The following is a 24,188-nucleotide window of genomic DNA, read 5'->3' on the forward strand; positions in this document are numbered from 1 at the left end:
CATGTTACTGTTACTTCTTCCGCTATGGATTAGGAGCGGGGTTTTCCGGTGCAGCAGGTCTTTCTCCGTTACCACCAGTTCCCGGCGGAGTTCCCGCAGGTGTCGGCGTCACCGCTGCTATTGGTGCAGAAGGTGTAGCTGGTGTCGGTGCCGGTTGCTGTTTCCAGATACCTGGCTCCATATTAAACTGGAATTGCTGCGGTCTCGGATAGGCGATACTGATACCCGCTTCCTGTAATTTGATATAGATATCCGTGAGCACTTCACTTTTCGTCACACCTGCCTGCCCAAGATCACTGATCCAGAACATCGCCTGTATATCTACACCCGTATCCCGGAAGTTCTGCAATAACACCGTCGGATCCGGTGTTTTCAGAATATCCTCCTGGTTCACCAGGTATTCTTTAATAACGGTCAGCGCCTTCTTCAGGTCACTACCATAAGCGACGCCTACTACTACGTCTACACGACGTGTTCTGCTGGTTAGTGTCCAGTTTACCAGTTGTTGTGCAATCAGGTCGCCGTTGGGTACGATCACCTCCGATCCGTCTCCGGCAGAAATTTTACTGGAACGGATCCCAATTTCCTTTACTACGCCTGACCTGCTGCCTAACTCTATCACATCGCCCACCTCTATCGGTTTTTCAAATGCCAGGATGATACCCGATACCAGGTTATTCACAATGTTCTGCAAACCGAAACCAATACCTACACCCAGCGCACCTATTACAATGGCGAGTTTATCCATCGGTATCCCCGAGGCCGCAAATGCCAGCAAGGTGCCTGCTGCGAGTACCGCCAGGCGTATCAACAGCATCGCTGATCCCAGTTTTTTCTGTGGTTGCGAAGACTGACCGGTATAACCCAACAGATAAGAGAGAATCTGTGTCACAACAGTAGACAGCCAGATGATCAGCAGGAAGATGATCACACTGCTGAAAGAGAATGTAAAGTTGCCAATCTTTCTTTCGGCCACCAGCAGGTTACTGATCATCTCAGATAGTCCGTCGTACATGTAAAGATTACGGGCTAGCAGTGCCAGCCAGCCGATAGAAGCAGCGATATAGAAGATTGTCTTTAAACGGGATTTGATATTCTGATAGTCGATCATGGAAATGAAGGTGCTGGAATCCTTTTTGGCTTCCACCTGTATATAGATCGCTTCCATCAGTATTTCTACCATCAACACAATACCCAGCGCCATCGTAATACTGACCACACTTGCAGCCCCCATGATCTTGGCGGCAGCTACCCTCGCCATTAACACAAGTATGACGGAAAGACCGCTTAATATGATAAATGTCCAGATAGCAGAACGTGAGTATTTAGGCAAAGGCAATGTGGTATTCCGCAGCGTACGTAAGAGATAGACGCCAAGAATAATGGCCAATATCCCACCGATGAAGATGCCCCATTGCTCAAAAAATGTCACCTGTATCAACAGGTTATTGACACAGTACAAAGCCAGGAGGAATACCAGCAAATACCATCGCTTTAATAAATTGAGAGGAATGCTATTGCGAATAATAATTGTTGTGGCAATAGCTGTAATCATCCAGCAGATGCCGGAATAGAATATCGGGTATTGGATAGAAATCAGAAACGAAAGGGTGGAAGCAAGCAGTATCGTACTGGCGATAGGGTAACGGTATAGGTAACGGGAATGTTGCAGGATGGTTTCTGCTTCCCGTTCTTCATGTTTGCGTTTAATTTTCCGGGCGTTAAATTTTACCCACCATAAGAATAGCGCTGCACCCAGTAGCCAGATCAGGTAAACAGGTCCGCTGACAGCAAAGAATATCTTGAGAATGTTAAGGTTTTTGCGAACAGAGCGATGCAGTACTTCCGGGAATTTTGGTCCTTTTTTACCTGGCAGGGGCGGCTCCCACAGATAACTGAAGTCTTTATTAAACATACGCTGACTGAAGCGAGTCAGCTGATAATCCATATCCTCCAGCAGATTGGTCACATCAATATAACGCTTGGCGACCCTGTTCTGCAACAATCCCAGATGCAACAGATTCGTCTTATTGGCACTGTCTACCTGCCGCCATTTCTGGATGAGTGATGCCATTTGTCCGACGTAAATACCCCGTAGTTCGTCTTCAGCGGGGATATTACGCATACTGGTATCTTTTCTCAGTAACTGCAGCGTATCGGTGATATTTACGAGTCTGTCGTGAAACTTAAACAGCACATCCTGCCAGCTGTCCAGTTTTCTTTCCAGCTGGACCAGCAATACACGGTTTGTATAAAGGTCATGTACATTGTTAGTACTGCCGATAGCGGTCATGTCTTTTTGTACCACCTTTATAGACGAATCGATCAGCGGAATACTTTCACTGATCTCCGCTGTATCAAGTCCGCGTCTTAGGGTACTCATCACCTGATTGAGCATCAGGGTATAGGTTTCCAGCCGTGTAATAATGATTGCTACAGAAGTATCTGATAACCGGATAACCGATTTGCCGGAAGTATCTTTTACCTGTTGGGAAATGATTTTGCTGAGTGTCGCGCTGTCAATAGGCTTGGGTGGAGCCGTTTGGTTTTGATTTTGTGCGAAGAGGTTTGCACTGACAAGAAGGGCGATCAGAAAGATATGGAGGCGCATGTCAAACAATTAGGAATTAGGAATTAACAATTAGGAATTAAATCTTAAAATCAGGAATCAAGAATTACAGCTTCAGGCATTTAAATCCCAAGTCTTAATTCTTAATTCCTAATTCCTAATTGAAACTACATCCATTTGAATTTCTCTTCCACTGGTTTCAGTCTTCTGCCTTCCGGAATTTGTTCATCCGTATAGCCGAGGTAAAAGAAACCAAGCACTTTGTCTTCTTCCCGTAAGGAAAGATATTCCTTCATGGAAGGATGGAAGGTCATACCACCTGAACCCCAGTAGCCGGCCAGTCCTTTTTCGGTAGCACCGAGCCAGAGGTTTTGTGTAGCGCAGGCAACAGCAACAATTTCTTCCAGCTCAGGAATGGCTGGTTTGTTGCCTCTCTTCATACAGATTGCAATCACGTGTGATGCGAGATCACCTTGTTGTTGCAGTTTCTCGTAGCTTCCCTGTGCAAATTTTTCAGCAGGAGTATTGGCCTTGTAAATGTCGGCATGTGCCTGACAGAATTGTTTTACGCCTTCTCCGCTGAATACAACGAAATACCATGGTTCTGTGTAGCCGTGTGTTGGCGCCCAGTCAGCCAGTTCCAGTATTTCACGTACCTGTTCATCGGGAATTCTCTTCCCGTTCATGCTTGCCGGTTTGATATTACGGCGTTGCTTGATGATATTCGTCAGATTTCCGTTTTCCATTCTTATGCTTGATTGTTTATGCAGATATTTTTTCTTTCCATTCTTCCGGAAGTCTGGAGACTTTCCTATTGATATAATCAAAGAAGATCATACCAGATTTCGCTTCCGCGATCAGGATGGTTTTACCATCACGGACGGTAGTGATCCTGTAATAGATGTCAAAGCCAAAAGGAGAGATGTCAGCTGCTCCGATGGCGATATCAAAGATATCTTTGAGGAATCCTTCTCCTTTATATACGAGTGCAGCGTCAGCCATGATAAGGCCGGTTTCCGGACCTCTTTCTTCCAGCCCCATGGCGTGCAGATAGTTGATCCTGGCCTGGTGAAGAATGGACAGGATAGCATCATTGCCTACGTGTCCGCCGTAGTTTACATCTGTTACTCTAACCGGTATCTGTGTCGTATAACCCAGTTTTTCCGGTATATCTATTTTAACTCTTGCCATGCTTTATATTGATAGATCTTTTACTGCTGTTAAGTGTACAGCCTGTCTGTGTATTTTCAGAGAGAGAGACTTTTTGAGCCTTCTGCTTTCAGAAAGGTGACAAGTTGCTGGAAAGCTTTTGCACGGTGACTGAACTTATTCTTGCCCGCCATATCCATTTCTGCGAATGTGAGATCCGATCCATCGGGTACAAAGATGGGATCATACCCGAACCCTTTGCCTCCACGGCTTTCAGTGAGGATAGAACCCGGACATACGCCGGTGAACTGAAATTCCTGTCCGCCGAGAATGAGGGAGATAACCGTTCTGAAATGTGCTTTCCTGTTTTCCTGACCGTTCATTTCTTTCAGGACTTTAGCGATGTTATCTTCTGAAAGTTTCTGTTCGCCGGCATAACGGGCGGATAATACACCCGGCGCGCCGTCCAGTGCATCTATTTCCAGTCCGGTATCTTCGGAGAAACAGTCTTTACCGGTCATATCAAAAATGACAGTTGATTTCTCCCGGGCATTTTCTTCCAGGGTATCATGCGGTTCGGGAATATCGATATCGATACCGGCTTCCTGCAGGGTGATGATAGAAAAGCTGTCACCCAGCACAGAGCGGATTTCCTTTACCTTGTTTTCGTTATTGGTAGCAAATACAAGTGTCATCAGAAAAGCGGTGTTTAATGTCTTTGGTAAATATTTAGATACCGAGTAATTGTTTCAAGCCCATCCATAGTTTTCCTTTCAGCATCTTATCCTGGGAGATGATCTGCAGATCGTCAGAACAGATCAGCTGACAACCGTTCACCTGTACTAATTGATAAGTAGATACAGCTTCCAGCCCCATCGCAGCAGGTGGTATACCAAACAGTACTGCCTGTTTCATTGGTACGGCTGTCTGCCAGGTAGAGAAAGGCAGATTGCCGTACTGAGCGGTGTTGATGAGTGCGATATCCTGTACGCCGAGTTTACAGGCGTTTAATATATTAGTTAACAGGTTAAATAAATCATCGTTTAAGTATGCATCACCGGCATTTTGTATGAATAGCCCGATGTTTTTTTGATTTTCACCTAAAAATTTGACTTTAGGAGCCGCCTCCGCGACGACTGCAACAGGTTCCTTTTTCCCCGGAATGATAGGCTGGTTGTATATCCTGGCCAGTATGTAAGGATCGAGTTGCAATTTATCAAAAGACATGTTTATGTGTATTTAACTTAATATATCGCTCCCCTTTGGGGAAAAAATCAGTTTATTTGCATCTGACAGTGAGCAAATGTAAGCGTATTCAATTTTAGATTCAGGATTTCCGACTTTAGATTTTAAACGGGAACAGGACCAGGAATTGAAATTCAGACACCAAAACATCAATAAAAAATTTAAAGGTCCTTATGATGGTAGACAATCCAACGACAAATGCAGTACTAGAAGAGGCGGTTAAGAAAATTAAAGTGACCCGGACGGCTCAGAGCCGGATCAATGAGATTGATTTTAACAACCTGGTATTCGGGAAAAAGTACGCCGATCACATGCTGGTGGCTGACTTTGACGGAAAAGAATGGAAAAATGCGGAGATTTTACCTTTTCAGCATCTTTCTGTAAGTCCATCCAATGCCGCCTGGCACTATGGTCAGGCTATCTTCGAAGGTATTAAGGCATACAAGGATCAGGAAGGTAATCCTATGATCTTCCGTCCGTATGACAACTATGCACGTTTTAACACTTCCGCAGAGAGAATGGGTATGCCGGATGTTCCTGAATGGTTATTCATCGGGGGCATGGACATGCTGATCGATCTCGACCGGAACTGGGTGCCTTCCAATGACGGTTGCTCACTGTACCTGCGACCTTTCATGATTGCAGCAGATGAATTCATCGGTGTAAAGCCTTCTGACACTTATAAATTCGTTATTATCAATTCTCCGTCCGGTCCGTATTTTAATAAGCCGATTAAATTGCTCGTACAGGATAAGTATATCCGTGCTTTTCCTGGCGGCGTAGGTTATGCCAAGGCAGCAGGCAACTATGGCGGAGCGATGTATCCGACAATGCAGGCACGTAAACAGGGATTTGACCAGATCCTTTGGGTGGACGGCCTTGAGTATAAATATTTACAGGAGTGTGGTACAATGAACGTATTTGCGATCATCGGTAATAAAGCCATCACACCTGATCTGAACCAGGGCACTATCCTTGCAGGGGTAACCAGAACGAGCGTAATGGACGTACTGTCCGATATGGGACTGACTGTAGAGGAGCGTCCTGTTTCTATTGAAGAGGTGGTAGCAGCATGGAAAGATGGTACCCTGCGTGAGGTATTTGGTACAGGTACTGCATCCAGCGTAGCGTATGTGGAAGAACTGCGCTATAAAGAGCATGAGATCCGCCTGGATACTACCAGATATGCGGTAGGGGCAGAGCTGCTGGAACGTCTGGATGCTATCCGTACAGGAAAGGCAGACGATACCCGCCACTGGAACTATAAAGTATCAAAACACTAAAAATAGTCTTAGTTGTGTTAGTTAGGGGCCATTTGCAGATGCGGATGGCCCCTTCTTTTTCAATTAAGAATTAGGAATTAAGAATTGTCCTCTGGCAGAGAGTTATTCCTTGAACAATGCCCGGTTTATTCTTTACAATGTATTTGTTATCCTACGTTAATCCTACGTTCAGGAACGTAGGATTAACGTAGGATAACAAATATCTAAGCCTTATCTGAACGGAAACAGGAACAGATAATAGCCTGTTTGAATGTAAAATGGCCGCATACAATATATATAATGTGCCTGCAGGAATATGGGAGTATTAACAGTGACTAATTTTATTCCTCATTAAATATTGATAATCAATATAATAATATGCCTAAATACAGTGCTGTCCGCAGTTTGCTCCTGTAAACATTATGCATTCACGGTGAAAAAGTGCATCTTTGCAGGATGACACTTTCTGCTTTTCTGGAGTCCCTCAGCCAGGCTATGCCTCCCGCAGGCTCTTCTCCATACCTGGCCTCCCTATGGTGGGATGGCAAAGGAAACTGGCAAAAGGCACATGATATTATAGAACACCTGGATGGCGATACAGCTGCCTGGGTGCACGCTTATCTCCACAGGAAGGAAGGCGACCGCGGTAACGCCCGTTACTGGTATTCCCGCGCAGGCCAACCAATGCCGGAGGTGTCACTCGAACAGGAATGGAAAGACATGGTGACCGTTCTGTCAGGTCGTTAGAGGGTATTTCAAAAAAATGTTCAAAACATTTTGTTATTAATAGGGAGAAATGTACCTTTGCCCTCCCAAATTCCCATTCTGGGTGATTTGGATGTCATTGTAAACCGACAGAAAAAAAACTTAGGTAGAATGCCTACTATACAACAATTAGTAAGAAAAGGAAGAGAAATTATCCGGGCTAAATCCAAGTCCAGGGCTTTAGATAGCTGTCCTCAGCGTCGTGGTGTATGTACCCGTGTGTACACAACCACTCCTAAAAAGCCAAACTCTGCGCTGCGCAAGGTTGCAAAGGTGCGTTTGACAAACAAAGTAGAGGTGATTGCTTACATCCCAGGTGAAGGTCACAACCTTCAGGAGCACTCTATCGTGCTGATCCGTGGTGGTAGGGTGAAAGATCTGCCAGGTGTTCGTTACCACATCGTTCGTGGTTCTCTGGATACAGCAGGTGTGAAAGATAGAAAGCAGAGCCGTTCCAAGTATGGTACCAAAAAGGAAAAGGCTAAGAAATAATATTTTTACAAATAGTTGAAATTTTCCAAATAAATGAGAAAGCAAGCCGCAAAGAAGATGCCTCTGGCTCCGGATCCGCGCTTTAACGACAAACTGGTTACCCGGTTTGTTAACAACGTGATGGAACAGGGCAAAAAGAGCATTGCCTATAGGATATTTTATGATGCGATTGACAGAGTAAGCCAGATAACCAATGATAATGGTTACGAGGTTTGGAAGAAAGCTCTGGCAAACGTAACTCCTGCTGTAGAAGTTAGAAGCCGTCGTATTGGTGGTGCTACCTTCCAGATCCCTTCTGAGGTTCGTCCTGACAGAAAGGTTTCTCTGTGCATCAAATGGTTAATCCGTTATGCTGGTGAGAGAAATGGTAAGAGCATGGCTGAGAAACTGGCTAACGAAATCGTAGCGGCAAGCAAAGGTGAAGGTGGCGCTTTCAAAAAGAAAGAAGATACTCACCGTATGGCTGAAGCGAACAAGGCATTCTCCCACTTCAGGATCTAAATCTACTGCCGCAAGGTAGATGGTTTATAAAGATATAGGAGAAACAACCTCCGGGCTATACCGGAGGTTGTTCTCTTTTTTTGTGCCCGTTATTGACTGATGCCAGTCTATCCCTGAAAGCCGGCAGCACATGCCATCACTGCAGCATGACCGTTTAGACGGTTGATGAACAGCGATAAATTGGTACACGCTTCAACCCGTTACCTGCCGACCTCGCTAGTTGTATCCAGACCATTCGACACTCTGTTGTCAGGTCTGTTGAGAGATGTTTCAGTGCACAATTGTTTTCCCTTAGTTTATACCGGTATTCCCGATTTTTGCCACTATTCTGGTGAACAGGTTTTTTTATGTCAGATAGTAATAACTATTATCCGGCGGATTATTCTCATGGCTTGGTATATACCATTATGACTCACCCGTGTAAAACAGGTGACGAAATGCTGTGTCTTGCTGTTTTTGACTAAGGAAGTTGTTGCCGATGATAACGCATCGGGATGTTGTAGCTGAAAATAAATAGATTGATACTTCTTAACCTGCGGATAATATGACTGTTTCGAAGCTGGCGGGGTAGATATATTTTGCAAGGAGCAGCTACCCATAAAAAAACGGCCGGACAACATTTACGTCGTCCAGCCGTACACGGTTAGCTAGTATTAAAGCGTTTTATCTTACGTTTACAAGTACTTTGATCAGCCCTGTATCCTGGCCATCAAAAGTTTCCAGTGCTTTTCCAATCACCTGACCTGGTTTTACTTTATCCAGATCAGCTTTCATGGCGTGACCCGCTTTGCTGGAAGTCACCAGCAGATCGCCCCTGCGGATAGCGCCCCCTTCTCCACATACTTTAGTCGGAATAACACCGATCACACCCATTGGCACTTTATCTGCCAGTTCATCGTCAATATTTTCTTCTGTTAATAATACACCCGGTTTAGTGGCGTATACACCTGCTACCAGGGTAGAATATGGCTTGGAAGACAATGCAACTGTTCTGTCTGCGTCCTCAGCGATCACCAGTACATCACCTGGTGCATACTGATTCACATGACCTTTTACATCAAATGCTTCTGCAACGTCCGCACCACTGTTTTGTGTGCCACCGTTAAAGAATCCGCGACCTGCTTTGTTGATACGCGCAACGTTACCGCTGGCACTCTGGAACTGTGCGATGTTACCGGATGCCCCCTGATGGTTGACCAATAATGTACTGCCGGTACCAGTGGTCGTGATATGTACAACAGGCAGACCGTTCGAATTGTTGAAATTTGCGAATCTTCCTGCTCTGCCACTACCAAAATTGGGGACAAATCCGGAAACAGCATTACCACCACCGTCGCAACTGGCTTCTATACCATCGCCGTTGCCACCGGCATTGGCAGTGATAGCATTGCCATTACCGTCTGTAAGTGCCAGTACCGACGGACCATTACCTGCCGCGTTGGATGCATAAAAAAGCCCTGCATAGCCACCTGTACCAGACGACACGCCGTATATACCGGCTGTTCCAAAGTTGGCGAATTGAGAGTTCACTTCACCTTTTACCGCTGGAGAAGTACCGGTTACTCTGTCAACCAGGAAATTGCCCGCAGTACCATTGCCGACAGTTTTCACTGTGATCACCGGATTTTCATTATCCTCGTTAAAGATTTCGAACCTTCCCGCACGGCCTTCACTGAAAGTAGGCACCCATGCATATAGGGCAGTACCTGCTCCATCGATATTGGTTTCAACACCATTGCCATCTTTGCCTGCATTCGCAGTGATCGCATTACCGTTACCATCCGTCAGCGCGATCAGCGAAGCGCCATTACCAGCCGGATTGGAGGCATAGAACAGACCCGCACGACCACCAGTACCGGAAGAAATACCGAATACACCTGCTGCACCAAAGTTGCCAAAAATGGTATTTACTTCTGCTCTCACCGCAGCACCTACGCTGTTGTTGTTGTCAAGCAGGAAGGAAGAGGCATTACCCAGGGTATTGTCAGGAATATTACCGTTACTGTTACTCACTACGTCCAGGATATTTGCTTCTGTATTGTCCTGGTTGAAGTTTTCAAATTTACCCGCCATACCGGTACTGTTATTAATACCTACCTGGCCATATACACCGATACCAGTGTTGGCAGTGCTGGTAGCAACAAAACCTCTTACTCCATATCCTCCGCCATCATTACGGCCGACTACGGCACCTGCAATATCGGATGTTGTACGACCTACGATCGCTTCCCCGGCTCCGTTATTATCACCGACAATACCGGCAGATGTTTGTTCGGAGGTAATGCCATGTACGCCAAAACCTGCACCTGCACTACTTAATACACCTGTTCCATTACCGGTTGTGCTGACATTGACAACAGTACCATTACCAACAGAAGTGACGTTCAGTGCATTGTTATTATTGGCGTTATTATTAATGTTAATACTGGCTGCGATGCCATTTACAGAAGTGGCATTCAGACCAATACCGCTGTTACTGTTGGCAAATACGCCGTAACCATTGGCGGAAGAGTTACCATATACACCAAGACCATTGGGAGTAACACCATATACGCCCCAGCCAGATCCGGCCTGAGAACCCCATACGCCGATACCCAGTCCGCCGGTACCATTGTTAATACCTCTTACTGCACTGGAAAATCCACCTGGAGCAGTACTGTTTACAATACCACGTATAGCTGCAATACTGGAAGTGGTGGTGTTATTTACCCCTTCTATAGAAGTACCATCTCCATCGTTTGTCAGTGAGAACAGGGTAGAAGCATTGTTTTCCACAGTGACATATGGGAGCGTGAATCCGCCACCGGCAACACTTGGCAGCCAGTTGGTACCATCATACCGGAGGATCTGTCCGGCCAGAGGAGCTGTTGCTGATACGGGGATATTCTGTAACCGTACTACATTCGGATTCGGATAGGTACCACTCAGATCACCGCCTGCTGCTGCACCATTGATCTCACCCGCCGGCCCTGCCGGTCCCACTGGTCCTACAGGACCTTGTGGACCTGCAGGGCCTGCTACGCCAGCTGCACCCGCCGGTCCTACCGGTCCTATTGGTCCGGCTACACCTGCATCACCTTGTGGGCCTGTGGCGCCTGCTGGTCCTATCGGTCCTACTGGTCCCGCTGGTCCTGCTACACCCGGATCGCCCTGTGGTCCTGTTGCACCTGCCGGACCTACCGGACCTATTGGTCCGATGGGGCCTACCGGGCCTGGATTACCTTGTGGACCTGCTGCACCTGCGGGTCCTACCGGACCAATTGCGCCAACTGGACCTTGAGGACCAGCGACTCCTGCATCTCCTTTAGCACCCGCCGGTCCTACAGGACCAACTGGACCTGCTACACCTGGCGCTCCCTGGGGGCCAGCTGCTCCTGCATCTCCTTTAGCGCCTGCCGGTCCTACAGGTCCTACCGGACCTGCTACACCTGGTGCTCCCTGAGGGCCAGCTGCTCCAGCCGGACCAGTATCTCCTTTGGCACCAGCTGGTCCGGTTGCGCCGGCATCACCTTTTGCACCAGTTGGGCCAGCCGGACCCTGAGGTCCTGTGGGGCCAGCCGGGCCGGGAGTACCATTCGCAGCATATAATGCATAGGGAACACTCAGCAGTTCAGTGGTACCGAGGGTAACAAAGCCACTGCCGGTATTTACCTCCACTTTCAGATATTGGTTAGCATTAGCCCAGGGCACACCTGCAAAGGTGCCGGTTGTAGGGTTACCCTTACCGATCTGCAGATTGAAGAGTCCCAGTGTGCTGGTTTTCACTTCATGTGTTTCTTCATATTGCACCGGACCGGCAGCAGAACCGCCAAGAACGGAGATACGAACAGAGATGTCTTTATTGGCGACAACCGTACCATTGGTATTGCGGACTACCGCCTGGTAATTGGTACCCGCCAGTCCGTTCTGGGCATAGGCGCCCGCACAGACAGCAGCCATTAATATGATCAGTAGATATAATTTCTTCATGGTAATGTGTTTGTATACTTAGGGGTTATTGTTTGGCGCGTTGGAATGATTTATTCGCAGGCGCTGTAGTGGGAGCTTTGGTTGCGGGTTTTGCAGTACTGCCGGGAGCCGGTGTCATGATGCCGGTGTTACTGCGCGCAGGTGCATTCAGATTTTCCTGTGCATTGCCCTGTGCAGGGACTTCGACGGGAGCCGGTAGTTTCACCTGTTTGGATCTTATCTCTTTTGCGGCATCTGTGGCACTTACATCAGAAGCATTTTTGCCGCTTGTTTTTTTGGTATTCAAAGCCCTGCTGCTGCGGGTTTTGGAGTTTTGAGGACGGTAGTCTGTGAATAGCTGTTCTTTGGTAGAATGGGTATTCTGGGGAGGAGGAGTCACTTTTACCTTGTTTTCCCGTTCCTTCATTTTGGCAATGTCCTCTTTAAAGTGCGGGAATAGCTTGTCTCTGGTATGTTCCTGAGCCATGCTTACGCTCAGCCCGGAAAAGAATAACGCAATCAGTAAAGCGTACGGTTTCATATGCAGGAGTTAATGTGTGATTGATGAATGGGATTGTTATTTAGCGCCGCCGCCTAGGTGATAGGCGATGGTAAATTTCAGCGTCTTGCGCTGATACAGACTATTTGCCGTAGGCATGATATAGGCCATGTCAAGAGATACGCCTTTGATGCAGGTGCCTATGCCGGCTGAAAAGTGCTGCCGGTATCCTTTCTGGGGATGTTCATAAAAGTAGCCTGTACGGATAAACAGCTGGTGCTGGTAAGTGTATTCCAGTCCGCCGGCAACCGTAAATTCCCTGACTTCTTCCTGGAAGCCGCCCGGAGCGTCCCAGAAGGAGGTAAAGAGGGCTTCTGTCATGCTGCGGCCAGGATCTTTACCTTCGATGATTTCTCCGGTAGGTTGTCCATTGGCATCCACGGCATATTTAGGGGGCGTGGGGATCAGCAGTTTATTGATATCTGCCAGCAGGGTGAACTGGTGTTCTACTGTATTGACGAATGTGTATCCGCCGCCTATACGCAGATTTGCGGGAAGGAAGGCTCTACGGTCACTGTCATCCGTATAATTCAGTTTGGATCCTATGTTAGTGAAGGCAATACCCCAGGAGTAACGGTTGCCGGCCGGATCACTTTTGCCATAATTCTGGGAATAGAGGGCAATGTCGCCCGCTACAGCGCTGGCAGGATTTTGTTGTAATCCATTGAAGCTGCCCTGTCCGAGGTCGCTCCTGATATAACGGAGGCTGATGGCGAGGGCGTAATGCGCACCGAGTTTACGCGCATACGTTGCATCTATCGCGTATTCCCTGGGTTTATACCGTTGCAGTTCGGTACCGTTATCATCTCTGAAAATGATGGTACCATTTGTAAAGTACCGCATGGATACGCCGATCGCTTCTGTATTATCCTTAAAATTTTTAAAAGCGGAAACATAGCCCATGTTGGTCCGCTGATCGCTGTTGTTGAGATCCCACATCCAGGGAGAGTAGGAGGCACTGACACCCCAGTCGTCGGCAAAGACGATTTTGGCGGCATTTGCGAACAAGGCGTTTGCATTGGGTTCAAGACCGGTAGCGGCGTCACCGGTACCGCTGCTGCGTGCATCGGGGTTGACGAGGAGGAATGCGGCGCCGGTATTAATGGTCTTGATACCTTTCACCTGGGCCATCGATCCGCTATGGGCGAGCAAACCGGCAGCACAGAGCCAAAGTGTAAAATTTTTCTTCATGATCTTGGTTTTGGAGGTTATTGGATCACCAGTTTCTCTTCATACATGTGACCGCCTGCTTTGAGCACTACGGTATAAATACCGGCGGCAAACCTGTTAACCGGCAGTGTGATCAGCACTTTACCGGCGCCATAAGACCTGCTTTCCTGGTGAACGACCTGTCCGCTGCTGTTAACAATGAAAAAGACAACCGGGTTGTTGGACAGCATGTCGAACTGGAGCTTAAGCGTGGTGGAAACCGGGTTTGGGTAAAGAATAAGGTTGACAACTACTTCTGCACCTGCTGGGTTTGGGGGTAGCTCTTCTGCCTGGTGGAAGCCCTGGGTCAGCAATATGGCTGATTTTTGCAGGGAGCTGACGGTAATTTCGCCGACGGTGTACTGGAAGATATAAGGCCCTGCGGGGCCGCCACCTCCGGTACTGGCATTGACCTGTCTGTTGAGCAGCTGCGCCCTCGCGGTGGGAACGCCACCGGCAGCAAGACACAACAGTAGGAGCTGTTTGTGGATAATCTTCATTTAAAGATATGTTTGGGGGTGAATAAATGACAATATAAAAGCATTCACATATGACAGTACAGCTACAAGTAAATCAATGGTATGGGGGTCAGGACATATTAACAAGATTATATACAAATATGTTTTAAAGGGGAAAAAAATGCAATAGCAAGTTCCTGGCTGGCGGTATTCTTCTCAAAACCGGTCGGGCAGAATGGACAATTGGTTTTCAGTGTAATAACAGATCGCTGGTAAGGTGGTAAAATTGGATTACCTTTGCGCCGTTAATTGTGGGGTAAAGCCCTTTCTGTAAAGGAATTCTTAAATAATGATTTGGTAAATCAACCCATTTTATTTATTGGTAAAAATCATTTACCTTTGCCCCCCAAATTGCATTAGTAATACAGTCATTTTAATATTATGGCAGACTTAAAATTTCAAAGAAACTTTGGTATTGCGGCGCACATTGATGCCGGTAAAACCACTACCACAGAGCGTATCCTGTACTACACAGGTAAATCCCACAAAATAGGGGAAGTGCACGAAGGTGCTGCCACCATGGACTGGATGGCACAGGAGCAGGAGAGAGGTATTACCATCACATCTGCTGCTACTACATGTTTCTGGAAATTCCCGACTACACAGGGAAAGCTTCAGCCAGACACTAAAGAATACAAATTCAACATCATCGACACTCCGGGTCACGTGGACTTTACCGTTGAGGTAGAGCGTTCCCTGCGTGTACTGGATGGTCTGGTAGCACTGTTCTGCGCTGTATCTGGTGTAGAACCACAGTCTGAAACCGTTTGGCGCCAGGCTAACCGTTACCGTGTACCTCGTATCGGTTTCGTTAACAAAATGGACCGTGCGGGTGCTGACTTCCTGAACGTGGTAAAACAGGTGAAGGAAATGCTGGGTGCTAACCCTGTTCCGTTGATGCTCCCTATCGGTGCTGAAGATACTTTCAAAGGTGTGGTTGACCTGATCACCATGAAAGGTATCATCTGGGACGAAGAAGGTAAAGGTGCTACTTACCAGGAAATCGAAATTCCTGCTGACATGAAAGATGAAGCAGAAGAATGGAGAGGTAAACTGGTAGAGGCAGTTGCTGAGTACGACGACACCCTGATGGAGAAATTCTTCGAAGATCCAAATTCAATCTCTGAAGCTGAGATCCACGAAGCTATCCGTAAGGCTACTATCGATATCGCTATCATCCCGATGCTGTGTGGTTCTTCCTTCAAGAACAAAGGTGTTCAGAAGATGCTGGATGCGGTTTGCCGTTACCTGCCTTCTCCACTGGATATCGAAGCAGTAAAAGGTACTAATCCTGACACTGGCGCTGAGATCGAGCGTAAACCAGATGCAAAAGAACCATTCTCTGCACTGGCGTTCAAGATCATGACCGATCCTTTCGTAGGTCGTCTGGCGTTCTTCCGGGCTTATTCCGGTCACCTGGATGCAGGTTCTTATGTACTGAACACCCGTACTGGTAAGAACGAGCGTATCAGCCGTATCATGCAGATGCACGCCAACAAGCAGAACCCGATCGATTTCATCGAAGCTGGTGATATCGGTGCTGCTGTAGGTTTTAAAGATATCAAAACAGGTGATACCCTGTGTAACGAAGATCATCCGATCGTTCTGGAATCTATGACATTCCCTGAGCCTGTAATCCACATCGCTATCGAGCCAAAAACTCAGGCGGACATGGATAAAATGGGTCTGGCGATCGCGAAACTGGTAGAGGAAGATCCTACCCTGAAAGCAAAAACTGACGAAGAAACCGGCCAGACTGTATTGAGCGGTATGGGTGAGCTTCACCTGGAAATCATCGTTGACCGTATGCGTCGCGAATTCAAGGTAGAAGTTAACCAGGGTGCGCCTCAGGTTGCGTTCAAAGAAGCACTGACTGGCGTTGTTACACACCGTGAAGTGTACAAGAAACAGACGGGTGGTCGTGGTAAATTCGCTGACATCCAGATCGAGATCGGACCTGCTGATCCGGAATGGCTGAAAGAGAACGACGGTAAAACGTTCCAGTTCATCAACGATATCTTCGGTGGTTCCATTCCAAAAGAATTCGTTCCTCCGGTACAGAAAGGTTTCGAATCTGCAATGAACCAGGGTGTTCTGGCAGGCTTCCCGCTGGATAACCTGAAAGTTCGTCTGTTCGACGGTTCCTTCCACCAGGTGGATTCCGATGCAGTATCATTCGAGCTTTGTGCAAGAGCAGCTTTCCGTGAGGCTGGCCGTAAGGCGAAACCAGTTCTGCTGGAGCCAATCATGAAGGTTGAAGTACAGACTCCTGACCAGTACATGGGTGACGTAACAGGTGACCTGAACCGTCGTCGTGGTATGCTGGAAGGTATGGAAATGAGAAATGGTGTACAGGTAATCAAAGCTAAAGTTCCACTGAAAGAAATGTTCGGCTACGTAACTCAGCTGCGTTCCATGTCATCAGGTCGTGCGACTTCCATCATGGAGTTCTCTCATTACTCAGCAGCTCCAAACAGCATCGCTGAAGAGGAAATTGCAAAAACAAAAGGTAAAGTGAACGCTGACTAATTCAGATTCATTTATCAGCGTTATAGAAAGAGGGATGCCGTTAAGGCGTCCCTTTTTTATTTTCCAGGGGTAATGATTCCCTGAGTTGAGATCGGTTATCACCACTAGTTTAAGTATATGCAGATATAATTCCGCAGAAAGCCCCGATATGAAATTGTTTATACCCCAGTGAACACCTTGTCTTATCAATTGTTTGTCTTTCAGTTACAAATTTGTGTAGGATCATATACAGAATTACTTCGTCGCGATCGTTATTTACGCATTTTATAGTGATATTTTATTCATTGTCAATAAGTTTTGTCTGTATGGCAAGTGAATGGCACCAAATTTGGGTTTCGTGAGTTGTCCCCTTTAACCCATTAGAAGTCATAGTGTAATGTTTCCGTAAGCTCCCCCTGTAGAGGGTCTTTTATAATTTTTGATGGCAAGTATTTATTCAATTAAACTTCAGAACATGAAAACAATTCGTCTCTTAACCCTTGCGCTGATGGCTTTATTCATCGGCAGTACTGCTTCTGCCCAGACCCAAAAAGGAAACCTGATGGTAGGTTCCGACATCACTGATTTCGGATTTAATTTCCAGAAGGAGAGTACGATTTTCCATGTCACCGTAAACCCTAAGCTGGCGTATTTCATTAAGGATGATCTTGCGCTGGGTGCATATGTTAACCTGGGTGTACAGACGACGGGAGGAAATGGTACGAACGTAGATTATGGTGTAGGAGCGCTGGCGCGTTATTATTTCCAGGACAAGAACATCCGTAAGATGGAGTTTTCAAAACGCGTACGTTTCTTTGGTGAGGCGAATGCGGGTTTTGGCGGAAGTAATCCGGCGAGCGGTGCATCGACCAATGGTGTACAGTTAGGTGTTGGTCCGGGTTTATCTTATTTCATTACGCCGAATGTTGCATTAGATGCGTTGGTGAAGTATGATGTGATTATTGGGGGAGGTAATTCCACTACATCACATCAGTTAAATTTCGGACTGGGTTTCCAGATTTTCCTGCCTACTGCGAAGGCGCGTGCGATCATGCGTGAGGAGATGGGTAAATAAGGAAAAGGTTGCAGGGAGTTTGTCACCAGTCTCATTTGAACACACTGAATGAACTGATTGATAATGAATAGGAATGAACAACTTTTAATGGTGAAGCGAATTTATCTTTATCCTGTTAGCAGGGAAGTGTATTCACTGTGAACTGGGATTTGCCGAAAACCAATAAAAGAGTAGGCGTGACACCCTTATTAAAAGTAATTGTTATGACATCCTCCATCCTCGCTGCAGTCATTGGATTTCTGAGAACTGTATTAAGAAGTTTGTAATTCCACAAACATTGAAATTGTTGGGCCCTGGCGTAAGCCGGGGCTTTTTTTATTCATTCTGTTGCCAGGTGTGTAGGCTGTTGTTCATTTTATGGCCGACTTCGATTTGAACAAAATGACCTAAGTAGTTGAAAGTGAACGAAAGTGAATATGGCAATTTTGTAAGAGGAGCCTAATTTTACGACAGGACCAGATGATCATCTCCTTTGGGATTACCGAAAACCAAGAAAAGAGTAGGTACTAACCACCAAAACTTAAAGTAATGGATTTGTTGAATCAATTACTGGCAACCCTGATTGCGTTGCTGAATTCTCTTCTGGGAGGTCTGTAATTATTAATTCCCCCAAGTTCCCGGGACTAGTTTACCTGCCACGAGGTTAAACTAATCCAAATTATTGAAGAGCCTCTTTGAGTCGGAGGCTCTTCGCTTTTTTTAATAGGCGTGATGGTGACGGCGCCTCGATGTGGTAGTGGCGTTGTCTGATGGATCTGTAATTAGCTACAGATCTGTTTCTTTTACTGCCTGGCTGACGTCGGGGAAGTTTAAGCCAGGTTCCTGGATATTGTTCCTGGATATTTATTGTGTCAGCTTAGATCAGGAGATCCTACAACAGGCCGCTAAGGGTAATTATATTGCACCGGCTTATCCTGCTATTTATTGTGTCAGGCTACATCAGGAGATCCTCGGCAGGCCGTTAACGGTAATTTATCTTCCCCTGGATCATCCGTCAATTTTATGGCGTTAGGCTAAATCGGGAGATCCTGCAGCAGGTAGCTAAGGGTAATCTTACATTTCCGCTTTATATAATAATTCTGCTGGCGTATATCTATGCTTTTTGGAAAATATACTGCCTGCTTTAGGTATTGGATCCTATTGGGATGTTGCTGAAGTCATGCTGAGCTATGCCGCTGTAAGACCATCCTTTACTTTTTAGTCCTTTAATGCTTCAATCATCAGCTTGGGCTGCATTGGTTCATTTGTCTTTACAAGCTCAGGTGTTCAGTCGCTTCAATAACCAAACCATTGGTCATTGAATACACATGGAAAATCCAGCTGATCCGGTATACTACATAACAGGAGTGAGCAGTTGTGGTCAGACAGGCAGAAAACCTGGTTTTGTTCATTTTACTGCAACTCAACCGTTCATTTTGAAATCATCTGTTCATTTTTGTTCATTGCGTTTTTCTCTCCAAATGCGTTGATAATGAACGAAATGACCGTTTGCTAATTCCCTGCTTGCTGGTAAATTACACCCATGCTCCTATATAGTGGGTCGCATTTGGGATTGCCGAAAACCAAGCAACAGAGTAGGCTTAACCTTATGAAAAACCTCAACAAACTATGGATTTATTGAACCAGTTATTGGCTTTAGTTCTGAACTTGCTGAATTCATTATTGGGGAATTTACCCATCTGAGTTTTGACAGGTTGAGAAATATTGCTTATTGCATTCCCAGACAGGACAGGCCACCGGTTCCCCGGAGGCCTGTTTCATTGTAGGGTGGTTCAGGCGTCTGGTGTGTTTTTTTGGGTAAGGGGTAAGGATGTATACAAATGCTCTTCTTAGCTTCCCTGGACAATTTGAGACGTATGGTTTAGGCTGACTTACTCCATGAAAGAAGCTAATTTGGTTTGCGGGTTGCCGGATTGATAGAGGAGGGCGATATAATACCTGATTTCGCTTTTTAGACAACTTGGAGAGTATAGGGATCGTCAGTGGGAGGAATAACCTTGTTCTCTGCAGGGATCGGATCCACTGGTAATGCGGGTACCCTGAATCTGGGTCAGGATCAGGTGAACTACCCGCAGCCGGGAATTATTAGACACGAGGGCTATATCTGCTTAAACCACTTATAATGGATACTGATATTCAGATGGGGACCATTGTTCTATGACCCGTAAAAATGTCTTTTATAAGCCTTAAAAGATCATTTTTCTCACATATTAGGTCAGCCTGTATTATAAAAGCAGTCACCTTTTCCTCCGTTTGCTATGTGAATGCGATGTAAACCCTTTACCACAGCTATATTAGCTACGTGGACAATGTTTTTTTGGTATTTTATTGAAAAACAGTATTTTGCTGATCCTCACCACATCACTTCTTTTGTGCATAAGGCAGGTTTCTCAGTCCTGGCGTGCACGATCCAATTATTTTTCCACAAAATTATTTGTGAAGTAAAAAAAACGGGTTACCTTTGCCCTCCCAATTTGTAAGGGTAAAAACAAGAAGAAGTTCATTGCATATGTCTCAGAGAATTAGAATCAAGCTGAAGTCCTACGATCACAATCTGGTAGATAAATCTGCTGAGAAGATCGTTAAAACCGTGCGTAACACGGGTGCCGTGGTAACAGGTCCAATTCCTTTACCAACAGAAAAGAAAATTTTTACGGTGCTGCGTTCACCGCACGTTAATAAGAAGGCACGTGAGCAGTTCCAGTTGTGCACGCACAAACGTCTGCTGGATATCTACACTTCTTCTTCCAGAACAGTAGACGCGCTGAGCAAGCTCGATTTACCTTCCGGCGTTGAAGTAGAAATTAAAGCGTAGGACATCAGCCAGGTAGACGAAAGGTCTGCCTGATTTGATTTAATACTGGTTGTTATCTGATCTGGGTACTGAATCACCCGGATTGGATTGGAAAACAACACTTTAAGAAATATCGGTCACGCCTTCTGGGTGGCCACCCAATAAAGCATTTAAACCGCTCATCCTGGGGATAGCTAGATCCACCCCCAGGCGCTGGGCAAAATATATATAGTAATGAAAGGTATTATTGGTAAAAAGATCGGCATGACCAGCATCTTCGACCAAAATGGTAGACAGACTGCTGTTACTATTATCGAAGCCGGTCCTTGCGTTGTAACTCAGGTAAAGACAGTAGAAACTGATGGGTACAACGCTATTCAAGTTTCATTTGGTGAGAAGAAAGAAAAGAACACTCCCAAAGCTGAACTTAATCACTTCGCGAAAGCAAGCACCTCCCCTAAAAGATTTGTAAAAGAGTTCCGCAACCCGGATGTACAAAAAGCTCTTGGTGAGACCATTACCACCGAAATATTTGCAGAAGGCGAAACTATCGATGTAGTCGGTACCTCTAAAGGTAAAGGTTTCCAGGGTGTTGTTAAACGCCATGGATTCTCCGGTGTGGGTGAAGCTACACACGGTCAGCACGACAGAAGCAGAGCTCCTGGTTCTGTGGGTGGTTCCTCTTATCCTTCCCGCGTTTTCAAGGGTATGCGCATGGCAGGTCAGACTGGTAACGAACAAGTGAAAGTGAAAGGTCTGAAGATCGTGAAGATATTCGCTGAAAAGAATTATATCCTGGTAAGTGGTTCCGTTCCCGGCCACAATGGTTCAATCGTTTTAATCCAGAAGTAACATGCAAGTTGATATTTTAAATAAAGAAGGTAAGAAAACCGGCAGGACTATTGAGCTTCCTGAGGAGATTTTCGGTGTGGAGCCTAATAACCACGTTATTTACCTGGCAGTAAAACAGTATCTGGCCGCTCAGCGTCAGGGTACTCACAAGGTTAAGACCAGAGCTGAAGTGAAAGGTGCTTCCCGCAAGCTGCACAAACAAAAAGGTACTGGTGGTTCCCGTAAAGGTAACATCCGTAACCCACTGTATAAAGGTGGTGGTACCATCTTCGGTCCTAAGCCACATAAATATGACATCAAGCTGAACAGAAAAGTGAAAGATCTCGCAAAGATCTCCGCTCTGTCTACTAAAGCTAAAGAGAACAGCATCATCGTTGTTGAAGATCTGACACTGGATACACCAAAAACCAAAGCGTTTGCAGGTATCCTGAACAATCTGAAAGTAAACGTATCAGGCCGTAAGACTTTATTCGTACTGCCAGAGTATAACGATAATGTTTACCTGTCTCTGAGAAACATTCCTACTGTGGATAGCGTGATGTTGAGCGATATCAACACTTACGAAATCATGAACAGCAATGTTCTGGTGTTCACAGAGAGTGCAGCTAAGATCTTCACTGAAGAGCCAGTAGAAGCTTAATTGTCAATATTACCAAACACAAGCTTGCGGTTAGCCGCAACTCAAAGCTATAAAAGATGAGACTTTCAGACGTTTTAATCAAACCGGTGGTTAGTGAAAAAGTGAACAAAGCCACTGATAAATTCAACCGCTACTACTTCATCGTAGACAAGAAATCCAACAAACTGGAGATCAAAAAAGCAGTGGAAGAATTCTACGGTGTATCCGTAGCTGAAGTGAATACTGCCGTAATGCCAGGTAAGGCTAAACAGCGCTTTACCAAAGCAGGCTTCATCGCCGGTAAAAAGCCTTCTTACAAGAAAGCTGTAGTTACACTGGCTCAAGGAGAAACTATAGATCTGTATGCTAACATATAGTGCTCATTCCTGCTAAAAACAGGATGATGGATGTATATGCAGATCACTTTTTAATAAACAGAACCTAGTTAAACGAACACTAGATCATGGCACTGAAGAAATACAAACCGATGACAGCCGGTACCCGTTGGAAAATAGGCAACGCGTTCGCTGAGCTGACCACGGATACCCCTGAAAAAAGCCTGCTGGAGCCTATCAAGAAATCCGGCGGTAGAAACGTACAGGGTAGAAGATCTATGCGCTACATTGGTGGCGGTCACAAACAACACTACCGTATCATAGACTTCAAACGCGACAAACACAATATTCCAGCTACTGTTAAGACTATCGAATACGATCCGAATCGTAGCGCATTCATCGCACTGCTGAGCTATGCAGATGGTGAAAAACGTTACATCCTGGCTCCTCAGGGTCTGCAGGTTGGTGCTACCGTATTAAGCGGTTCCGATGCTGCTCCTGAAGTTGGTAACGCGCTGGTGCTGAAAAACATGCCATTAGGTACTGTTGTTCACAACATCGAATTACAGCCTGGTAGAGGTGGTGCTATCGCAAGAAGCGCTGGTACTTATGCTCAGCTGTCCAACAAGGAAGAAAAATATGCAGTACTGAAAATGCCTTCTGGCGAGCTGCGTAAAGTGTTGATCACTTGTGCTGCAACTGTAGGTACAGTTTCTAACTCTGATCACGCGCTGCAGTCAATTGGTAAAGCAGGTGCTAACCGTTGGAGAGGTATCAAGCCTCGTAACCGAGGTGTGGCGATGAACCCAGTGGATCACCCGATGGGTGGTGGTGAAGGTAAATCTTCAGGTGGTCACCCAAGATCCAGAACAGGTAAATATGCGAAAGGTCTGAAAACCAGAAAATCGCATAAGAGCTCTGACAAACTGATCATCAGCAGGAAAAACGGTAAGAAATTATAATACTTAACGCCTAAGCAGTTCCGCTGACGCAGCAACGCAAAAGCGGAACTGTATAAAGCGATCTGGAATAAAAACAACAAGACATGGGTCGTTCCATAAAAAAAGGTCCTTACGTTGACCAGAAATTAGAGCAGAAAGTTGTGAAAATGAATGAAGGCACCAAGCGTACTGTTATCAAGACCTGGAGCCGTCGTTCTACAATCACGCCTGATTTTGTAGGCCACACATTTGCGGTACACAATGGTAACAAATTCATCCCTGTCTACGTGACTGAGTTCATGGTAGGCCACAAACTGGGTGAATTCGCGCCAACCCGCAACTTTAAAGGACACGCTAACAAGAAAATGTAGTAAATCGTTTGAAGTTTAAAGTTTAGGGTTTTGACTTACCTCTAAACCCCAAACTTCGAACCTCAAATATCAAATTATAATAGAAAATGGAAGCAGTAGCTAAGCTTAATAATAATCCGACATCTACCCGCAAAATGCGTTTGCTGGCGGACCTGATCCGTGGTCTGGATGTGGAAAAAGCTCTGAATATTTTGAAGTTCCATCCAAAGCATCCCAGCGTTCCGTTGGAAAAACTGCTGTTGTCTGCAATCGCTAACTGGAAAGTGAAGAACGAAGGCACAAGGGTAGAAGATGCTAATCTGCAGGTTAAAACCATCTTCGTTGATGGCGGCCGTATCCTGAAAAGAATGCGTCCAGCTCCACAGGGTAGAGGTTATCGCGTTCGTAAAAGAAGCAACCACGTAACACTTGTTGTTGATAGCCGTCCTGCAGTGGAAGCAAAATAAAAGAAACTAAAACTATTTATCTAATAGACA

The 24,188-nt window shown here is 45.9% G+C and carries 22 protein-coding genes; 13 read left to right on the top strand and 9 right to left on the bottom strand.

Features of this window, described 5'->3' with window-relative positions; genetic code table 11:
- Nucleotides 1-22: 22 nt before the first annotated feature.
- The 5 genes from CPIN_RS08025 to CPIN_RS08045 form a co-directional block, all read right to left on the bottom strand.
- Nucleotides 23-2,611, bottom strand: coding sequence for a mechanosensitive ion channel family protein (locus CPIN_RS08025; RefSeq protein ID WP_012789271.1), 2,589 nt, complete (start codon nucleotides 2,609-2,611; stop codon nucleotides 23-25).
- 125 nt (nucleotides 2,612-2,736) lie between these two features.
- Nucleotides 2,737-3,315 carry a nitroreductase family protein gene (locus CPIN_RS08030; RefSeq protein WP_012789272.1) on the bottom strand — a complete coding sequence of 193 codons (579 nt, stop codon included), beginning with the start codon at nucleotides 3,313-3,315 and terminating at the stop codon, nucleotides 2,737-2,739.
- A 16-nt stretch (nucleotides 3,316-3,331) separates the two neighbouring features.
- Complete coding sequence (locus CPIN_RS08035) at nucleotides 3,332-3,760, bottom strand: thioesterase family protein (RefSeq protein ID WP_012789273.1); 429 nt, start codon at nucleotides 3,758-3,760, stop codon at nucleotides 3,332-3,334.
- A gap of 56 nt (nucleotides 3,761-3,816) precedes the next feature.
- Complete coding sequence (gene rdgB, locus CPIN_RS08040; protein WP_012789274.1) at nucleotides 3,817-4,413, bottom strand: RdgB/HAM1 family non-canonical purine NTP pyrophosphatase; 597 nt, start codon at nucleotides 4,411-4,413, stop codon at nucleotides 3,817-3,819.
- A 34-nt stretch (nucleotides 4,414-4,447) separates the two neighbouring features.
- On the bottom strand, nucleotides 4,448-4,945 hold the full coding sequence (locus tag CPIN_RS08045) for a hypothetical protein (RefSeq protein WP_012789275.1): 498 nt from the start codon (nucleotides 4,943-4,945) through the stop codon (nucleotides 4,448-4,450).
- A gap of 191 nt (nucleotides 4,946-5,136) precedes the next feature.
- Here CPIN_RS08045 and CPIN_RS08050 point away from each other — a divergent pair, with 191 nt between their 5' ends.
- The 4 genes from CPIN_RS08050 to rpsG all read left to right on the top strand — a co-directional run bounded on the left by CPIN_RS08050 (nucleotide 5,137) and on the right by rpsG (nucleotide 7,983).
- Nucleotides 5,137-6,246, top strand: coding sequence for a branched-chain amino acid aminotransferase (locus CPIN_RS08050; RefSeq protein WP_245552093.1), 1,110 nt, complete (start codon nucleotides 5,137-5,139; stop codon nucleotides 6,244-6,246).
- Nucleotides 6,247-6,681: 435 nt separating this feature from the next.
- Nucleotides 6,682-6,972 (top strand): hypothetical protein, encoded by a 291-nt coding sequence (locus tag CPIN_RS08055; protein ID WP_012789277.1) that lies wholly within the window; start codon nucleotides 6,682-6,684, stop codon nucleotides 6,970-6,972.
- Between the two features lie 129 nt (nucleotides 6,973-7,101).
- On the top strand, nucleotides 7,102-7,482 hold the full coding sequence (gene rpsL / locus CPIN_RS08060) for a 30S ribosomal protein S12 (RefSeq protein ID WP_012789278.1): 381 nt from the start codon (nucleotides 7,102-7,104) through the stop codon (nucleotides 7,480-7,482).
- Between the two features lie 33 nt (nucleotides 7,483-7,515).
- Entirely contained in the window at nucleotides 7,516-7,983 is a 468-nt protein-coding gene (rpsG, locus tag CPIN_RS08065; protein ID WP_012789279.1) for a 30S ribosomal protein S7, read from the top strand.
- Between the two features lie 663 nt (nucleotides 7,984-8,646).
- Here the strand turns inward: rpsG and CPIN_RS08070 are convergent.
- Genes CPIN_RS08070 through CPIN_RS08090 form a run of 4 tightly spaced genes read right to left on the bottom strand, consistent with a single transcriptional unit; the run spans nucleotide 8,647 to nucleotide 14,199 of the window.
- Nucleotides 8,647-11,952 (bottom strand): collagen-like triple helix repeat-containing protein, encoded by a 3,306-nt coding sequence (locus tag CPIN_RS08070; RefSeq protein ID WP_012789280.1) that lies wholly within the window; start codon nucleotides 11,950-11,952, stop codon nucleotides 8,647-8,649.
- 25 nt (nucleotides 11,953-11,977) lie between these two features.
- A complete protein-coding gene (locus CPIN_RS08080) occupies nucleotides 11,978-12,472 on the bottom strand; it encodes a hypothetical protein (RefSeq protein WP_012789281.1) in 495 nt (164 codons plus the stop codon).
- A 36-nt stretch (nucleotides 12,473-12,508) separates the two neighbouring features.
- On the bottom strand, nucleotides 12,509-13,681 hold the full coding sequence (gene porV / locus CPIN_RS08085) for a type IX secretion system outer membrane channel protein PorV (RefSeq protein WP_012789282.1): 1,173 nt from the start codon (nucleotides 13,679-13,681) through the stop codon (nucleotides 12,509-12,511).
- Between the two features lie 17 nt (nucleotides 13,682-13,698).
- Nucleotides 13,699-14,199: a T9SS type A sorting domain-containing protein gene (locus CPIN_RS08090; protein ID WP_012789283.1), complete on the bottom strand. Its 501-nt coding sequence runs from the start codon at nucleotides 14,197-14,199 to the stop codon at nucleotides 13,699-13,701.
- 399 nt (nucleotides 14,200-14,598) lie between these two features.
- On the opposite strand from CPIN_RS08090, the gene fusA reads away from it, so the two are divergent.
- The 9 genes from fusA to rplV all read left to right on the top strand — a co-directional run bounded on the left by fusA (nucleotide 14,599) and on the right by rplV (nucleotide 24,158).
- Nucleotides 14,599-16,746, top strand: coding sequence for an elongation factor G (gene fusA / locus CPIN_RS08095; RefSeq protein ID WP_012789284.1), 2,148 nt, complete (start codon nucleotides 14,599-14,601; stop codon nucleotides 16,744-16,746).
- Between the two features lie 454 nt (nucleotides 16,747-17,200).
- Nucleotides 17,201-17,800, top strand: a complete 600-nt coding sequence (locus CPIN_RS08100; RefSeq protein ID WP_012789285.1) for a putative outer membrane beta-barrel protein — start codon at nucleotides 17,201-17,203, stop codon at nucleotides 17,798-17,800.
- A 2,509-nt stretch (nucleotides 17,801-20,309) separates the two neighbouring features.
- Nucleotides 20,310-20,615 (top strand): 30S ribosomal protein S10, encoded by a 306-nt coding sequence (rpsJ, locus tag CPIN_RS08105; protein WP_012789286.1) that lies wholly within the window; start codon nucleotides 20,310-20,312, stop codon nucleotides 20,613-20,615.
- Nucleotides 20,616-20,828: 213 nt separating this feature from the next.
- On the top strand, nucleotides 20,829-21,446 hold the full coding sequence (gene rplC / locus CPIN_RS08110) for a 50S ribosomal protein L3 (RefSeq protein WP_012789287.1): 618 nt from the start codon (nucleotides 20,829-20,831) through the stop codon (nucleotides 21,444-21,446).
- 1 nt (nucleotide 21,447) lies between these two features.
- Nucleotides 21,448-22,086: a 50S ribosomal protein L4 gene (gene rplD / locus CPIN_RS08115; RefSeq protein WP_012789288.1), complete on the top strand. Its 639-nt coding sequence runs from the start codon at nucleotides 21,448-21,450 to the stop codon at nucleotides 22,084-22,086.
- 56 nt (nucleotides 22,087-22,142) lie between these two features.
- A complete protein-coding gene (gene rplW, locus CPIN_RS08120; protein WP_012789289.1) occupies nucleotides 22,143-22,442 on the top strand; it encodes a 50S ribosomal protein L23 in 300 nt (99 codons plus the stop codon).
- 86 nt (nucleotides 22,443-22,528) lie between these two features.
- Nucleotides 22,529-23,362: a 50S ribosomal protein L2 gene (gene rplB / locus CPIN_RS08125; protein ID WP_012789290.1), complete on the top strand. Its 834-nt coding sequence runs from the start codon at nucleotides 22,529-22,531 to the stop codon at nucleotides 23,360-23,362.
- 83 nt (nucleotides 23,363-23,445) lie between these two features.
- Nucleotides 23,446-23,712: a 30S ribosomal protein S19 gene (gene rpsS / locus CPIN_RS08130; RefSeq protein ID WP_012789291.1), complete on the top strand. Its 267-nt coding sequence runs from the start codon at nucleotides 23,446-23,448 to the stop codon at nucleotides 23,710-23,712.
- Between the two features lie 86 nt (nucleotides 23,713-23,798).
- Nucleotides 23,799-24,158: a 50S ribosomal protein L22 gene (rplV, locus tag CPIN_RS08135; protein WP_012789292.1), complete on the top strand. Its 360-nt coding sequence runs from the start codon at nucleotides 23,799-23,801 to the stop codon at nucleotides 24,156-24,158.
- The last annotated feature ends 30 nt before the right edge of the window (nucleotides 24,159-24,188 follow it).

Origin of the sequence: Chitinophaga pinensis DSM 2588 (assembly GCF_000024005.1) — a bacterium.
GTDB classification, from domain to species: domain Bacteria; phylum Bacteroidota; class Bacteroidia; order Chitinophagales; family Chitinophagaceae; genus Chitinophaga; species Chitinophaga pinensis.

Coding starts and splice junctions, on each gene's coding strand:
- CPIN_RS08080 (WP_012789281.1), bottom strand. CDS start 12,472: ATGAAACCGTACGCTTTACTGATTGCGTTATTCTTTTCCGGGCTGAGC.
- CPIN_RS08055 (WP_012789277.1), top strand. CDS start 6,682: ATGACACTTTCTGCTTTTCTGGAGTCCCTCAGCCAGGCTATGCCTCCC.
- rpsG (WP_012789279.1), top strand. CDS start 7,516: ATGAGAAAGCAAGCCGCAAAGAAGATGCCTCTGGCTCCGGATCCGCGC.
- CPIN_RS08030 (WP_012789272.1), bottom strand. CDS start 3,315: ATGGAAAACGGAAATCTGACGAATATCATCAAGCAACGCCGTAATATC.
- rplC (WP_012789287.1), top strand. CDS start 20,829: ATGAAAGGTATTATTGGTAAAAAGATCGGCATGACCAGCATCTTCGAC.
- rpsJ (WP_012789286.1), top strand. CDS start 20,310: ATGTCTCAGAGAATTAGAATCAAGCTGAAGTCCTACGATCACAATCTG.
- CPIN_RS08045 (WP_012789275.1), bottom strand. CDS start 4,945: ATGTCTTTTGATAAATTGCAACTCGATCCTTACATACTGGCCAGGATA.
- CPIN_RS08070 (WP_012789280.1), bottom strand. CDS start 11,952: ATGAAGAAATTATATCTACTGATCATATTAATGGCTGCTGTCTGTGCG.
- rplW (WP_012789289.1), top strand. CDS start 22,143: ATGAGACTTTCAGACGTTTTAATCAAACCGGTGGTTAGTGAAAAAGTG.
- rplV (WP_012789292.1), top strand. CDS start 23,799: ATGGAAGCAGTAGCTAAGCTTAATAATAATCCGACATCTACCCGCAAA.
- rpsS (WP_012789291.1), top strand. CDS start 23,446: ATGGGTCGTTCCATAAAAAAAGGTCCTTACGTTGACCAGAAATTAGAG.
- CPIN_RS08090 (WP_012789283.1), bottom strand. CDS start 14,199: ATGAAGATTATCCACAAACAGCTCCTACTGTTGTGTCTTGCTGCCGGT.
- rplD (WP_012789288.1), top strand. CDS start 21,448: ATGCAAGTTGATATTTTAAATAAAGAAGGTAAGAAAACCGGCAGGACT.
- rpsL (WP_012789278.1), top strand. CDS start 7,102: ATGCCTACTATACAACAATTAGTAAGAAAAGGAAGAGAAATTATCCGG.
- rdgB (WP_012789274.1), bottom strand. CDS start 4,413: ATGACACTTGTATTTGCTACCAATAACGAAAACAAGGTAAAGGAAATC.
- porV (WP_012789282.1), bottom strand. CDS start 13,681: ATGAAGAAAAATTTTACACTTTGGCTCTGTGCTGCCGGTTTGCTCGCC.
- rplB (WP_012789290.1), top strand. CDS start 22,529: ATGGCACTGAAGAAATACAAACCGATGACAGCCGGTACCCGTTGGAAA.
- fusA (WP_012789284.1), top strand. CDS start 14,599: ATGGCAGACTTAAAATTTCAAAGAAACTTTGGTATTGCGGCGCACATT.
- CPIN_RS08035 (WP_012789273.1), bottom strand. CDS start 3,760: ATGGCAAGAGTTAAAATAGATATACCGGAAAAACTGGGTTATACGACA.
- CPIN_RS08050 (WP_245552093.1), top strand. CDS start 5,137: ATGATGGTAGACAATCCAACGACAAATGCAGTACTAGAAGAGGCGGTT.
- CPIN_RS08025 (WP_012789271.1), bottom strand. CDS start 2,611: ATGCGCCTCCATATCTTTCTGATCGCCCTTCTTGTCAGTGCAAACCTC.
- CPIN_RS08100 (WP_012789285.1), top strand. CDS start 17,201: ATGAAAACAATTCGTCTCTTAACCCTTGCGCTGATGGCTTTATTCATC.